Genomic DNA, 13074 nt, shown 5'->3' with positions numbered 1-13074 from the left:
CCCCGGAGGGTTCATTCCCTCTTCAGAAGCTCGGTCACCCAATCGGGCGCCAGCGCCGGCAAGGGCTCACCACTGGCGCGACAGCGGACGTAGTCGGCGATGACCGCGCGGCGTTTGGCCTCGTAGGCATCCTTCTTCTCGGCCGCTTCGAGCACCTCCAGCAAACGGGCACGCGGCACTACGGTGAGGCCGTCGTAGTCACCGAAGATCAGATCGCCCGGCGCGACCTCGACGCCGGCGCACTGCACCGGCACGTTGATCCGCCCAGGACCGTGCTTGGCCGGACTGCGCTGCATGAAGCCCTTGGCGTAGATGGGAATGTCCAGGTCCGCCAGGGGGCGCCGGTCGCGCACGCAACCGTCGACCACCAGGCCGGCGAGACCGACCGCCTGAGCCGCGCCGGCCATCAGGTCGCCGAGGTAGGCACGTTCCCGGTGCGCCTTGCCGGCCACCACCAACACGTAGCCGGGTTGCCCCTGGTAGATGGCGACATGGATGGGGAAGTTGTCGCCATCCTCGGTATCCACGGTACAGGCGGTGCCCAGCAGGATCTTATCCGGGTCCAGCGGCAGCAGGTCATGATCCATGCAGCCACTGCGGGGAATGCCCAGGCTCTGCATGCCGTCGCATAGCTGCGCCGGGCTGAGTGCGCGAAAGCGCTCCAGCAACGCGGAGGGAATGAGTTCGGGCAGCGGTAGGTAGTGGTCGGTGTTCATTGCGACGACTCCTGCTGGGCACGGGTGAAATGGGCAATGGCGCTGCGGTAGTCCAGCTCGCTGCCACCAGGGCCGAGTTCGGTGCTCCAATCGTGGCGCGCCAGTTTCAGCAACTGGTCGCGGGTGGCGATGGACATGCTGGCATCGACTCCCAGGCCCTCCAGGGTCGCCACCACGTCGTCCAGCTCGGCGGCACGGCGCTTGGCGTGGATGAGGGTGCGGGCGGTGAAGGTGTCGGCCAGTTGTGCCACTGTCTTGCCGTCGAGGGAGTCGCCGAGGGAGTCGATCAGGGTATCGAGTACCCCGAAGCGTTCGGCCGCCTGGAAGGACTCCAGGAAGAGTTGCGGCAGGCCCTTCATCACCACGCTCTTGAGCATCTTGATGGCCGAGGCGGCGCCGGGTTCGGCGTCCAGCACGGTGAGGCGCATGCCATGGGGGGTGAGAGCGGCGGCGAAGGCCGGTGCCGCACTGCCGGCCAGCAGCATCGGCACTCGATGATTGTTGCCTGGCACGGTGCCCATCACGGCGCAGTCGCAAAAGCCCACGCCTGGGGCGCGCGGCAGGCGCTCGATGCGCTGCTTGACCAAGGGCGCCGCGGAATTCAGGTCCAGGTAGTCCTGGCCGGCCACCAGCAGCGGCAGGATGCGCTCGGCCAGCGCCAGGGCGCTGCTGGCGCTGGTGAGGCAGAGCACGAAGCGCGCCCCCTGGCAGGCCCGCTCCGGGCTGTCGAACAGTTCCACCCCGGCCTGGGCGGCACGTTGCCGGATCAGCGGCCCTGCCTTGGCATCGTCGCGATAGGCGTCGTAGGCGCCCAGTTGCAGTCCGTTCGCCGCGCCCAGGCCGAGGGCCAGGTGATAGGCCGCCTCGCCGAAGCCTATGAAGACCATTTTCATCGCCAGCTACCTTCTTCTTGATGTTGTTTGCCCAATAGCGGCGCAAGGGCTGTGCCAGGTCGTGCAGTCGTCTTGATGTCTCTGGGAAAGTCTTTCTTGATCAGTTACTTGACGGATTTTTCCACGAAACTCACCAGGCGGCCCGGGACGAAAGTCATGGCGCGAAACTGCAAAAGCTTTCAAGCTGGTGAAAAGCCTGCAACAAGAAGAACGCCCGTGAACGTCGAAGCCAACCCGTCCGCGCCCGACGCCCTGTCCGGTCGGATCGCCGTCATCGCGCCGTCGCGCACTCTTACCCTGGCCATGGAAAAGCTGCTGACACAGCGCGGACTGGCGCTGCCCGTGGTGGAAGCGGTCCAGGGCGATGCCTTGCGCACCGCCCAGCGCCTGCTGGACCAGGGGGCCATGGTGCTGATCAGCCGTGGCAAGACCGCCCACCGCTTGCGGGAGCACTTCCGCGTGCCGGTGGTGGAACTCAGGCACACCTTCTTCGACTGTATCAGCGCCTATCGCCAGGCCCTGCGCCTCTCGTCCCGGGTCGCCTTTCTCGCTACCTCGGACGGCTATGCGCGGATTCTCGCCAAATCCCACGCCTTCATGCCCGAGGCCCACATCTGCGTGATAGACCCGCTGGCCAGCAGCCAGGAGACCGAGGCGCGCCTCGACGAACTGCAGGCCCAGGGCATCGAGGTGACCATCGGCGGGCTGTCCTTCGCCGAAGCCGTCACCGCCCGCGGCCTGCACTTCGTGATGTCGGACACCGATGGCGATGCCGCTGCCGAGGCCCTCGACGAAGCCCTGCACCTGCTCCAGGTGGAAGACGAGCGCCGGCTGCAGCGCCAGGAGTTGCAGCGCCGTTACGAGATGATCCAGACGATCCTCGATTGCGTGTCCGAAGGCATCTTCAGCGTCGATGGCGTGGGCCGGGTGACGCGCCTGAACCAGGTCGCACAGTCCTACATGGGTGATCTCGCTTGCGGCGATCCCATCCTCGATCTGCCCATCGGGCGCTATTTCGAGCCGGCGTTGCAGCAGGGCAAGGCGGTCCGCGGGGCCCTGCTGGACGTCGGTCGCCGCTCCCTGACGCTGAGCATCGCTCCCATCGAGCTGGATGGCCAAGTGATCGGTGCAGTCGCCACCCTGCAGAAGCAGACGGACATCAAGACCCTCGAACGCAAGATGCGACGGGCGCTCGCCGGCCAGCACCTGGCACAGCGCACCTTCGCCGACATCGTCGGCAGCAGTCCGGCCTTGCAGCGGGCGAAGCGCCTGGCGGCTGCCTACGCCAGCGCCGACAGCACCCTGATCATCGAAGGCGAGACCGGCACCGGCAAGGAACTCTTCGCCCAGAGCATCCACAACGCCTCCGCGCGCCGCCATGGCCCCTTCGTGGCCATCAACTGCGCCGCCTTCGCTCCCGGCGTGCTGGAAAGCGAATTGTTCGGCTACGTCAGGGGGGCCTTTACCGGCGCGTCCAGCGAGGGACGCACCGGGGTCTTCGAGCTGGCCCATACCGGCACGCTGTTCCTCGACGAGATCAGCGAAACCTCCGCGGATATCCAGCTCAAACTGCTGCGCACCCTGCAGGAGCGCCAGGTCATCCGCATCGGCGACGACAAGGTGATCCCCGTGGACATCCGCATCATCACGGCCAGCAACAAGCCCTTGCTGGATCAGGTCGCCAAGGGGCTATTTCGCGAGGATTTCTACTACCGCCTCTGCGTGCTGCGCCTGACCCTGCCCCCCCTGCGCGAGCGGCGTAGCGATCTGCCCGAATTGCTGGATCGGCTCCTGCCGCACCCGTCCGCCGCGAGCCGGGCGCTCACCCAGGCCTTGCTGGCGCGTCTCGCCGACTACTCCTGGCCAGGCAACGTGCGCCAGCTCGCCAACCTCGGTGAACGCCTGGGCGTCTTGCTCGCCTGCGACTGGCCTGCCGATGAGCTGCTCGAGGAGTTGCTCGCCGATCTGCCCCGACCCGAGTCGGCGTCGCAGGAGCCGCGGGTCGCGGCCTTGCCCGATGAACGCGCGATTCTGCATGCGGCCCTCAACGCCGTGGGCGGCAATCGCAAAGCGGCGGCGGCCCGGCTGGGCATCAGCACGGCGACCCTGTGGCGGCGGATGCGTAGATACCTGGACGACGATCCGTCCTGCTTCGATGGCAGTCGTTACCGCCTGCCTGATTGAGCCTGCCGGAGATTGACCGCCTCCCCGCGCGCGCCAGCCTTTCAGGTGCCGGCCGGCAGCGCCTGGGTCAGCGCCAGGCCGGCCAGGCGGGCGCTGGCCAGCAGGCGTTCCAGGCTCTGGCCATGACGGGCGCTGGCGGAGAGTCCGGCCATGGTGGTGGTGACGAAATCGGCCAGTCGCTGCGCCTCCTGTGGATAGCGCGCGGCGATGCTGCTGCGGATGAATTCCTGGGCGGCCAGGTGATAGAGCTGCGCCGCCGCGCGCGCCTGGGGATCGTCGCAGTGGGTCCCTTCCAGCACCAGGCAACCTGCCGCCTGCGGATCGGCGGCATAGCTGCGCGCTGCCTGTTCCAGCAGCTGCACCAAGGCGACGGCCAGAGGCTGGTCGGCTTCCAGGATCTGCCGCAGCGGCAGGGCGCCGGTCAGGGCATAGCGCTCGAGGACCTTGCGGTACAGCTCGGCCTTGCTGCCGAAAGCTGCATAGAAGCTGGGCGGATTGATGCCCAGGACCTGGGTCAGGTCGGCGACGCTCACGCCGTCGTAGCCTTTTTCGTGGAACAGGCGTTGCGCCTGGGCCACTGCCGCTTCCGGATCGAAGCGGCGCGGACGGCCACGCGTGCTGGGTTTATTTGTAGTGCTCATTACAAAAACTCTTTGACAGAAAGCGAGCGAGGTTTATTGTAGCACTCACTACATTAATCAGGAGAGACGATCATGACGAATTTTGCAGGCAAGTCGGTGCTGGTTCTGGGTGGCAGCCGCGGCATAGGCGCAGCCATCGTGCGGCGCTTCGCTACCGAGGGTGCCCGGGTGACCTTCACCTATGCCAGTTCCAGGGACGCGGCCCAGGCGCTGGCCAGGGAAACCGGTAGCACTGCCGAGGCGACCGACAGCGCCGACCGCGATGCCGTCATCGCGCGGGTGCGCGCCAGCGGTCCCCTGGATGTGCTGGTGGTGAATTCCGGCGTGGCGCTGTTCGGCGATGCCCTGGAGCAGGACCCCGATGCCGTCGATCGGCTGTTCCGCATCAACGTGCAGGCGCCCTATCATGCGGCGGTGGAAGCCGCGCGGCAGATGCCGGCCGGCGGGCGGATCATCGTCATCGGTTCGGTGAACGGCGACCGCATGCCGGTCCCCGGCCTGGCTGCCTACGCCGTGAGCAAATCCGCCCTGCAGGGCCTGGCCCGCGGCCTGGCGCGGGATTTCGGGCCCCGCGGCATCACCGTCAACGTGGTGCAGCCAGGGCCCATCGATACCGACATGAACCCCGCCGAGGGGCCGATGAAGGAAATGATGCACAGCTTCATGGCGATCAAGCGCCACGGCAGCGCCGAGGAGGTGGCCGGCATGGTGGCCTGGCTGGCCGGACCCGAGGCCGGCTTCGTCACCGGCGCCATGCACACCATCGATGGTGCCTTCGGCGCCTGAGCGTCCTCGTGCGATCTGCTGCCTGCCTGCCTGGCTGGCGAGGCGCTAGCCGTATCTCTTGAACGCCTCGATGGCCAGGCCGTTGCCGATGTTGCCGAAGCGGTCACCGTCCACCAGGCGGGCGCCGGGGAAGCGCTTGGCCAGGGCCTGGCGCAGCGCCGGGATACCGCTGGAGCCACCGGTGAAGAACAGGCTGTCGACCCGCGCCGGATCGAGGTTGGCGCGCGCCAGCAGGGCGTCCACCCCGCTACTCAGGCGCTCCAGCTGCAGGGCGATGGCGGCGTCGAACAGCGGGCGTTCCAGCTCCGCGGCCAGGCCGGTCTCGATGCGGTCCAGGCGCAGGGTGCGGCGCCAGTCGTCGGTCAGGGCGATCTTGGCGTCTTCCACCTGGATCGCCAGCCAATGGCCGGCGCGCTGTTCGATGAGCTTGAACAGCCGATCCATGCAGCGACTGTCCTGGGCGTCGTATCTCATGTCGCGCAGGGCCAGCACGCTCTTCTTGGCGTAGACGGCATTGATGGTGTGCCAGGTCGCCAGGTTGATGTAGTGGCTAGTAGGCATGGTCGCGCCACTCTTCATGGCGCTGCCGTAGCCCAGCAGCGGCATCACCCCTTCCAGGCTCAGCTGGCGGTCGAAATCGGTGCCGCCCACGTGCACGCCGCCGGTGGCGAGGATGTCGCCGGCGCGGTCGGCCAGCTCGCGCCGTTCCGGCGCCAGGCGCACCAGGGAGAAGTCCGAGGTACCACCGCCGATGTCGACGATCAGCACCAGCTCCTCGCGCTCGATGCTGCGCTCGTAGTCGAAGGCGGCGGCGAGGGGCTCGAACTGGAAGGAGATGTCGTTGAAGCCCACCTGGCGCGCTACGGCGGCCAGGGTGTCCTCGGCCTCCTGGTCGGCCACCGGATCGTCGTCGACGAAGTGCACCGGCCGGCCCAGCACCACGGCGTCGAAGGCGCGGTCGGCCTGTTGTTCGGCGCGCTGCTTTAGGGTGCCGAGGAACAGGCCGAGCACCTCGGTGAAGGGCAGGGCGCTGCCGAGGATGCTGGTCTCGCCCTTGAGCAGGCTGGAGCCGAGCAGGCTCTTGAGCGATCTCAGCAGGCGGCCTTCGTAGCCTTCCAGGTATTCGTGCAGCGCCTGGCGACCATAGGCCGGACGGCGCTCTTCGGCGTTGAAGAAGATCACCGAGGGTAGGGTGGCCTTGCCGTCTTCGAGGGGCAGCAGGACGTCACCCGAGGGCCGCAGCCAGCCGGCGGTGGAGTTGGAAGTACCGAAGTCGAGGCCCAGGGCGCGGGCGGGTTGAGCAGACATGTCAGGATCCGTAACGCGAGCAGCCGCGTAGTCTAGCCGAGACGCGCGAGCAGGCGAACCCTGGCCCGGTGCCAGCAACGCCGCACGAACCGCTAGACTGGCGGCTTTTCCGGACGGACTCCGCATGCCCATGCCGCGCTCTTCCTGCTGGTGGCGGTCGCTGCCGCCCCTGGCCCTACTGCTGGGCGGTGCGCTCGGCGGGCTGGTCCAGCCCGTGGCACTGCTCTGTGGCGTGCTGTTCGTGGTATGGATAGCGGCGCGGCCCTGTGTCGCACCCCGCGCCTGGCTACCGGTGACGCTGGTGATGGCGGTGCTGTTCGCCGCCCATCTCGTGCCAGGGTTCGCGGCCCTGCCGCTGGGACCACCCCAGCACCTGGGCGGCTCCCAGCCCTGGCAACTGCGCCTGGCGCTGGACAAGGCTTTGGTCGCCCTCGCCCTGTTGCTGGCCTGGTGGGGTACGCCAGTGGGGCCGTGGCGGGCGCGGCCGCTGCTGGCCACGGTCGGTCTGACCCTGGGCGGCGTACCCGGTCTCGCCCTGGCACTGGGTGTCCTTGGCTGGCAGCCGAAGTGGCCGGAGGGTCTGCTGGCGTGGCTGGCGATCAATCTGCTGGTGACCTGCCTGGCCGAAGAGCTGGTATTTCGCGCCTTCCTGCAACGCCGCCTCAGCGAGCGCCTCGGCATGCCCACGGGCCTGCTGCTGACCAGCCTGCTGTTCGGCCTCGCCCATCTACCCGCGGGCGCAGGCTTCGCGCTGCTGGCGGGTCTGGCCGGTGTGGGCTACGGACTGGCCTTCCACTGCTCGGGCAATCGCCTGTGGCCAGCGGTGCTGCTGCACGGGGCACTCAATACCCTGCATCTGCTGCTGCTGACCTATCCCTTGCGCTGATCCTCGCGACGCTGGTCCAGGGTGCAGACCTCGTCCTGGCAACGCCGGCTGCCCGCTGGATGAGGCAGCCAGGTCAGGCCAGGGCGCAGCTTGAGAAAGAACCGATAGCCCAGTTCCAAGAAAGGCCGTAACGGACGCCAGGCCAGCGGTCGGGCCCAGCGTCCGAGTCCGGCGGTGCGCCAGCTCCAATAGGTGGCGTCCAGGCCGCGGAACCACTGGCCGTCGGCATCGCGCGCGTGCAGCAGGTCGAGCATGGCCTGGCGCGGTGGTGCATCGGCCGGGGCTCGATAGTCCGGCGCGGCCAGGTCGATCAGGTGCAGGCGGCTCGGATCGGCATGACGCCGCAGCCAGGCGATCTCGCGGGCGCAGAGCGGACAGGCGCCGTCATGAAAGAGGGTCAGGGGCAGGCGAGGTGCGTGCATCGTGATCTTCCTGAGGTCTTGCTATCTGGACCGGCGAGCCGAGTGGGCGTTGCGCTTTCCGCCGAACGGTAAGCGCAACGGCGTGCCGCCGCGAGTCGGAAACAGAGACGCCGCAAGAGCCTTTGCATCATCGCGCGAGCTGGAACCAGGCCAGGCGTTTTCAACAGGGTTTGGCCGACGCGCAGCCGATTATGCAAAGGCTCCAAGGCACTGTACGCAATCAATGAACGAGGTGGCTATGGATCTGGGAATCAAGGGGCGCGTAGCCCTCATCACGGGGGCCAGTGGTGGCATGGGTCTGGCCACGGCCAAGCTGCTGGCCGAAGAGGGCGTCAAGCTGGTGCTGTCCGATCTGGAGCAGGGCAAGCTGGAAGAGGCGGCCAAGGGCCTGCCAGGCGAGCCGCTGCTGATCGCCGCCGACATGACCGACCAGGCTGCGGTGGACGAACTGGTGGAGCAGGGCGAGTCCCGCTTCGGCCAGATCGATATCGTGGTCCATACCGCGGGCGTCACCGGGGCCAAGGGCGATCCGCTGGAGCTGGAAGATGCCGACTACGAGGAGGCCTGGGCCACCGACTTCTTCTCCGCCGTGCGGGTCGCCCGGGCCGCCATTCCGCGCATGCGTAAGCGTGGCTGGGGTCGCTTCGTCTGCATCACCTCGGAAAACGCCGTGCAGCCCTATTGGGAAGAGGCCGTCTACAACGTGGCCAAGGCGGCCCTGGCCGCCTTCATCAAAAACCTGTCGTACAAGGAAGCCGCCCACGGCGTGCTGTGCAATACCGTCTCGCCGGCCTTCATCGAGACCGGCATGACCGATGGCATGATGGAAAAACGCGCCAAGGAGCTGGGTGTCTCCTTCGAGGAAGCCATCGAAAGCTTCCTCGACGAAGAGCGGCCGGGCATCGTGCAGAAGCGCCGCGGCAAGGTGGAAGAGGTCGCTGCGGCCATCGCCCTGCTGGTGTCCGAACGCGCCTCCTTCATCAACGGCAGCAACCTGCGCGTGGATGGGGGCTCGGTGCAGGCCGTGCAGAACTAGGACTGGCGGGGCGGCTCCTCGGCCGTCCCCTGTTCCTGCTGGCGGCGTACCGCCTCGTCCAGGGGGATGAATTCCACCTGGCGATCCTTGACCACCGGCGGCAGGGTGATGCCCATGGAAACGTAGATGCTGGTGAACATGTCCACCCCCATGTCGGCCGGCTTCACCCAGTCCACTGGCACATAGAGCAGGCCACCGCCCACCGGCACCGGCGCCGAGGGCACCAGTACGGCGTGGTAGCGGCGACCATCGATGTCCACCACCGCCGGATTGGGTAGCAGTGCCAGTACCGCCACGCCCTGGCCACCGAAGAAGCACCACACCGGACTCATGGCGCGGATGTCCGCCCCGCCTTCCTTGCGATCCAGCAGCTCAACGAAGCGCTCGGCGAGACCATAGAGCTTGCCGAACACTGGAATGCGCCGGAAGGTCACGTTGGCGAACCAGGCCAGCGGCCGGCGCAGCCCCAACTTGACCGCGATGCCCAGCGGATAGAGCAGCACCAGCAGCAGCAGGGTGCCGATGCCGTAGGCGGCCAGGGAATTGCCGACGAAGGGATGTCCCACCGCCACGAACAACTGGCCGAGGGTGGTGTTGGGGCCGATCAAGCCGTTGAGGAAGCTGACGATCCAGCCGATCAGGGCCAGGGTCAGCACCAGGGGCAGCAGGAGCAGCAGCCCTGCCAACCAGGTGGATACGATGCTTTCGAAACCACGACGAACGAAGGGCATGCAGGGACTCGATGGCTAAAGCGCCAGTCTACGCGAGCCGGGCGATCAGCGCCCGCCAAGCGCTGGTCGGCGGGCACTCGGTCGCGGCAGCGCAGGTCTTGAAGACAGTCGTCTTTCGTTCTGGAGTCCTGTCATGCCCCGCACGCTTCGTCCGCTACTCCTCGCGGCCTTGCCCCTCGCCCTTTACGCCGGCTTGTCCCTTGCCTCGACCGCGCAGGCGGCTACCCAGCCGGTGCAGGTCCGGGACCTGCGCATCGGCGAAGGACGGCCGAAGATCATCGTCTCCACCTCGGGCAAGACGGCCGAGCAGGTGCTCGAACAAGGCCGGGCGGCGGCTGCTTCGCCAGCGGTCGATATCCTGGAGCTGCGCCTCGATCTCCTGGCCTTCGCCACGGATGCCGACCAGGTGGCCGCCCTGGGTCGGCAACTGGTGCAGACGCTGGGCGGCAAGCCCTTGCTGCTGACCTTCAGGTCCAAACGCGAAGGCGGCGCCGGCGAGCTGGACGATGCGGCCTATGCGGCGCTCTACGGCAAGCTGCTGCAGGCCGGCTTCGCCGATCTGCTCGACGTGGAGATGCGCCGCGACGAGCGCCGGGTCAAGGCACTGGTGGTGGAGGCGCACAAGACCGGCGCCAAGGTGATCCTCTCCAGTCATGATTTCCAGGGCACGCCGACCAATGCCGACATGCTCGGGCGCTTGCAGCGCCAGCAGGCCCTGGGCGCCGACATCCTCAAGCTGGCGGTGATGCCGCGCGACGGTGGCGATGTCGCCCGCCTGCTGCAGGTGACCTGGACCCTGCACGAGCGTAGCCCCCGCCCATTGCTCATCATGGCCATGGGAGGGGTCGGCGCCGTGTCCCGTCTCGCCGGCGAGACCTTTGGCAGTGCCCTCACCTTCGGCAGTCAGGGCCAGGCATCGGCACCGGGCCAGATCGAGGCCGACGTCCTGCACCAGACGCTCGAGGCGCTGCACCGGACGCGCCAGTCGTCGTCATAGCCAACGGCGGTAGAAGGCCGCTTCCTGCTCCAGGGCGTCCGCCTGGTTGGCCGCGTGGCGAAAACCGTGGCCCTCGTCCGGATAGCGTCGCACCACCACCGGCACGCCGCGCGCCTCCAGGGCGGCGGCCATGGCGTCGGTCTGCGCCGGTACCACCACGGCGTCCTTGAGCCCCTGGAGGAAGATCACCGGCGCCCGGATCTGATCGGCATGCAGCAAGGGCGTGCGCGCCTCGTAGCGGGCGCGGTCGGCCTCGGGGGCGCCGATCAGCCAGTCCAGGTAATCGGCTTCGAACTTGTGGGTGACCTTGGCCAGCGCCAGGGGATCGCTGACGCCATAGAGGCTGGCGCCGGCACGGAAGACGTCGCGGAAGGCCAGGGCGCAGAGCGCCGTATAGCCTCCCGCGCTGCCGCCGCGGATGAAGGCGCGCTGCGGATCGACGTGGCCCTGGCGCCCCAGGTAGTCCACCGCTGCACAGGCGTCTTCCACGTCCACTTCACCCCAGCGCAGGTGCAGCGCCTGGCGGTAGGCCCGGCCATGGCCGCTGCTGCCGCGATAGTTCAGGTCGGCCACGGCGAAGCCCTGGCGGACCCAGAACTGGATGCGCGCATCGAACACCGGATAGGTGCAGGAGGTCGGGCCCCCGTGGATGCTGACCAGCAGCGGAGGTGGACCCTCGCCGTGGTCCTCGGGCAGATAGAGGAAGCCCTGGGCCTGGCCATCGCCGCTGGGATAGCTCAGGCGCCGGGGCGCGATCACGGCGGTTTCCGGCAGGGGCGCCACGCCGCCGCAAAGGATCTCCACGGCTCCCGTCCGCCGCTCGATGGCCAGCACCGCCGAGGGCCGCGTCGGGGCGGCGGCGATGCAGTAGCAGTGACGCTCGTCCAGGGCCAGGCCGCGAAAGCGACTGAAGTCCGTGGCCAGACGCTGGACCTGGCCATCCGCACGACGCTCGCCGAGCAACCCGAAGCCGTCTTCCTGCCAGGTCGCCAGCCAGCCCTCCGCCGTCGGCAACCAACTGGCGCCGCCCAGTTGCCAGGGCGCGGCGGCATGATCCGCCGCGGGTGCCTCCTGGGCAGCGAAACCGTCGTCGGTCTCGCACCAGGGTTGCCACCAGCCCTGGCGATCGCTCAGCGCCCACAGCCGGTGCTGGCCATCGAAGAGCGGCTGCTGCAGCGCTTCTTCGGGATCGGCAGCGACTACCGTGGACGTCCCGGGCTGCCCTTCGGCGTCCAGGGGGGCCATCAGCAGCCGGGTGCGGGTCCAGGGTTGGTGCGGTCTATCCCATTCGATCCAGGCCAGGCGGCTCCCATCGGCGCTGGTCCGGGGGGCGGCGTAGAAGTCCGCGCCCTCGGCCAGCACCTGGCGCTCACCCGCCCGCCCGAGCGCGACCAGTCGATGGCGCGGTGGCTGTTCGCGGCGGTCTTCTTCCACGGCCAGAACCCGCCCGTGTAGCGCATCCCAATGCAGATCACCATAACGCCACGACTCGCCACCGGCCAGGCGCTCGGGCGCGCGGCCGTCCAGGGGCTGGCGATAGACCATCTGGTCGGCCTCGTTGACGAACACCGGTCCCGCATCCGCCAGGCACAGCGCGCCGCCGCCGTATTCATAGACCTTGCTGCGTAGACTGAACCCCGCCGGCGTGAGACAGACCGGCGCGCTACCGACCTGGCGCCGCCACAGCCGGGTGGCGCCGTCGGCTGGGTCGTACTGGCTCCAGTAGAGCCCACTGGCATCGACCTTGAGTTCGGCAAAATCGATACCGGCGGCAACGGCCTGGGCCGGTGTGAGCGGGGTAGGGGTGGTCATGGTGACTCCAGCGATGGGGACAGCCGTTAGCCTAGCAGCTGAGTCTCGCACGAGGCGGGCGGGACGGCGTCTCGATGCGCTGACAGATGAACCACTACGATCTGGGCACCGCGCGGCACAGGACTATGGTCCCTTCTCCCTTTGGGAGAGGGCTGGGGTGAGGGCGCCATGGACCCATGACTAAAGCGTCAAACCGGCGTAGTCTGCGTCTTCGGTAGGCACGGCTCCCTGCCATGCCCCTGCCCCGTCCTTTTCCATTACATCCGTCAGCCGCGCCCCTGGCCGGAGGTCGTCATGCCTCGTCCTGTCTTGCGTTGGTCATCCCTTTTGCTGCTGTGCCTGGCCAGCGCCTCGGCCCTGGCCTTGGACCTGAGCCTGCCGCCGAGCGAGCAACCCCAGGCGTCACTGGACAAGGTCGCACCGGCCTTCCCAGTACAGAACGAGGCGGCGGCTCCGCCCGATCTGGGCGACGGTGGCACGCCGCTCTTCGGCAAGCTGCCGAAGGTGCACGGCACCCTCGGCTACGGGGTCATGATGGGGAAAGGGCTGCCGAATGGCGTGGAGTCGGCGACCCACCTCGGCCTCGAGACGCAGGCTACCGATCACGTCAGCATCGGCCTCGGCCTGACCCAGTGGCAGGGCGGGCGCGCCTTGCCTTGAAG

The 13074-nt window shown here is 68.0% G+C and carries 13 protein-coding genes; 6 read left to right on the top strand and 7 right to left on the bottom strand.

The features are described 5' to 3' along the window. Positions 1–11: 11 nt before the first annotated feature. Together RND78_RS21705 and RND78_RS21700 are read right to left on the bottom strand one after the other, a co-directional pair. Complete coding sequence (locus RND78_RS21705) at positions 12–716, bottom strand: hypothetical protein (RefSeq protein ID WP_312732021.1); 705 nt, start codon at positions 714–716, stop codon at positions 12–14. Next, the gene (locus RND78_RS21700; RefSeq protein ID WP_312732020.1) at positions 713–1609 is read right to left on the bottom strand and encodes a DUF1932 domain-containing protein; all 897 of its coding nucleotides are present in this window, start codon (positions 1607–1609) and stop codon (positions 713–715) included. Before RND78_RS21700 ends, RND78_RS21705 begins: the two co-directional genes overlap by 4 nt. A 216-nt stretch (positions 1610–1825) precedes the next feature. Between RND78_RS21700 and RND78_RS21695 the strand changes: the two genes are divergently transcribed. Next, on the top strand, positions 1826–3793 hold the full coding sequence (locus tag RND78_RS21695) for a sigma 54-interacting transcriptional regulator (protein ID WP_312732019.1): 1968 nt from the start codon (positions 1826–1828) through the stop codon (positions 3791–3793). A 41-nt stretch (positions 3794–3834) separates the two neighbouring features. On the opposite strand, the gene RND78_RS21690 is transcribed toward RND78_RS21695, so the two are convergent. Continuing rightward, complete coding sequence (locus RND78_RS21690) at positions 3835–4434, bottom strand: TetR/AcrR family transcriptional regulator (RefSeq protein WP_312732018.1); 600 nt, start codon at positions 4432–4434, stop codon at positions 3835–3837. Between the two features lie 72 nt (positions 4435–4506). Here RND78_RS21690 and bdcA point away from each other — a divergent pair, with 72 nt between their 5' ends. Next, positions 4507–5220 (top strand): SDR family oxidoreductase, encoded by a 714-nt coding sequence (gene bdcA / locus RND78_RS21685; protein WP_312732017.1) that lies wholly within the window; start codon positions 4507–4509, stop codon positions 5218–5220. 45 nt (positions 5221–5265) lie between these two features. Here the strand turns inward: bdcA and RND78_RS21680 are convergent, their stop codons facing one another. Continuing rightward, positions 5266–6528, bottom strand: a complete 1263-nt coding sequence (locus tag RND78_RS21680; protein ID WP_312732016.1) for an Hsp70 family protein — start codon at positions 6526–6528, stop codon at positions 5266–5268. Positions 6529–6658: 130 nt separating this feature from the next. On the opposite strand from RND78_RS21680, the gene RND78_RS21675 reads away from it, so the two are divergent. Then, the gene (locus RND78_RS21675) at positions 6659–7414 is read left to right on the top strand and encodes a CPBP family intramembrane glutamic endopeptidase (RefSeq protein ID WP_312732015.1); all 756 of its coding nucleotides are present in this window, start codon (positions 6659–6661) and stop codon (positions 7412–7414) included. Here RND78_RS21675 and RND78_RS21670 read toward each other — a convergent pair. Next, positions 7399–7836: a DUF393 domain-containing protein gene (locus RND78_RS21670; RefSeq protein ID WP_312732014.1), complete on the bottom strand. Its 438-nt coding sequence runs from the start codon at positions 7834–7836 to the stop codon at positions 7399–7401. The two genes, RND78_RS21675 and RND78_RS21670, sit on opposite strands and share 16 nt — an antisense overlap. Positions 7837–8074: 238 nt before the next feature. On the opposite strand from RND78_RS21670, the gene RND78_RS21665 reads away from it, so the two are divergent. After that, the gene (locus RND78_RS21665; protein ID WP_312732013.1) at positions 8075–8872 is read left to right on the top strand and encodes an SDR family NAD(P)-dependent oxidoreductase; all 798 of its coding nucleotides are present in this window, start codon (positions 8075–8077) and stop codon (positions 8870–8872) included. Here RND78_RS21665 and RND78_RS21660 read toward each other — a convergent pair. Beyond that, positions 8869–9603, bottom strand: coding sequence for a DUF502 domain-containing protein (locus tag RND78_RS21660; RefSeq protein ID WP_312732012.1), 735 nt, complete (start codon positions 9601–9603; stop codon positions 8869–8871). The genes RND78_RS21665 and RND78_RS21660 overlap by 4 nt on opposite strands. Before the next feature lie 133 nt (positions 9604–9736). On the opposite strand from RND78_RS21660, the gene aroD reads away from it, so the two are divergent. Further along, entirely contained in the window at positions 9737–10600 is an 864-nt protein-coding gene (gene aroD / locus RND78_RS21655; RefSeq protein WP_312732010.1) for a type I 3-dehydroquinate dehydratase, read from the top strand. On the opposite strand, the gene RND78_RS21650 is transcribed toward aroD, so the two are convergent. Continuing rightward, complete coding sequence (locus RND78_RS21650; RefSeq protein WP_312732009.1) at positions 10595–12412, bottom strand: S9 family peptidase; 1818 nt, start codon at positions 12410–12412, stop codon at positions 10595–10597. The genes aroD and RND78_RS21650 overlap by 6 nt on opposite strands. Before the next feature lie 294 nt (positions 12413–12706). On the opposite strand from RND78_RS21650, the gene RND78_RS21645 reads away from it, so the two are divergent. Further along, positions 12707–13072 carry a hypothetical protein gene (locus RND78_RS21645; protein ID WP_312732008.1) on the top strand — a complete coding sequence of 122 codons (366 nt, stop codon included), beginning with the start codon at positions 12707–12709 and terminating at the stop codon, positions 13070–13072. Positions 13073–13074 lie beyond the last annotated feature (2 nt).

The sequence above is a fragment of the Pseudomonas oryzihabitans genome, assembly GCF_032027545.1.
GTDB lineage: Bacteria > Pseudomonadota > Gammaproteobacteria > Pseudomonadales > Pseudomonadaceae > Chryseomonas > Chryseomonas oryzihabitans_F.
The sequence above is the reverse complement of the archived record's forward strand: the minus strand, read 5'-3'. Positions and strand labels throughout refer to the sequence as shown.

Bases quoted from the DNA above. Each gene is read 5' to 3' on its own strand.
- RND78_RS21675 (WP_312732015.1), top strand. From the start codon at position 6,659: ATGCCGCGCTCTTCCTGCTGGTGGCGGTCGCTGCCGCCCCTGGCCCTA.
- bdcA (WP_312732017.1), top strand. From the start codon at position 4,507: ATGACGAATTTTGCAGGCAAGTCGGTGCTGGTTCTGGGTGGCAGCCGC.
- RND78_RS21670 (WP_312732014.1), bottom strand. From the start codon at position 7,836: ATGCACGCACCTCGCCTGCCCCTGACCCTCTTTCATGACGGCGCCTGT.
- RND78_RS21680 (WP_312732016.1), bottom strand. From the start codon at position 6,528: ATGTCTGCTCAACCCGCCCGCGCCCTGGGCCTCGACTTCGGTACTTCC.
- RND78_RS21705 (WP_312732021.1), bottom strand. From the start codon at position 716: ATGAACACCGACCACTACCTACCGCTGCCCGAACTCATTCCCTCCGCG.
- aroD (WP_312732010.1), top strand. From the start codon at position 9,737: ATGCCCCGCACGCTTCGTCCGCTACTCCTCGCGGCCTTGCCCCTCGCC.
- RND78_RS21650 (WP_312732009.1), bottom strand. From the start codon at position 12,412: ATGACCACCCCTACCCCGCTCACACCGGCCCAGGCCGTTGCCGCCGGT.
- RND78_RS21700 (WP_312732020.1), bottom strand. From the start codon at position 1,609: ATGAAAATGGTCTTCATAGGCTTCGGCGAGGCGGCCTATCACCTGGCC.
- RND78_RS21660 (WP_312732012.1), bottom strand. From the start codon at position 9,603: ATGCCCTTCGTTCGTCGTGGTTTCGAAAGCATCGTATCCACCTGGTTG.
- RND78_RS21645 (WP_312732008.1), top strand. From the start codon at position 12,707: ATGCCTCGTCCTGTCTTGCGTTGGTCATCCCTTTTGCTGCTGTGCCTG.
- RND78_RS21665 (WP_312732013.1), top strand. From the start codon at position 8,075: ATGGATCTGGGAATCAAGGGGCGCGTAGCCCTCATCACGGGGGCCAGT.
- RND78_RS21690 (WP_312732018.1), bottom strand. From the start codon at position 4,434: ATGAGCACTACAAATAAACCCAGCACGCGTGGCCGTCCGCGCCGCTTC.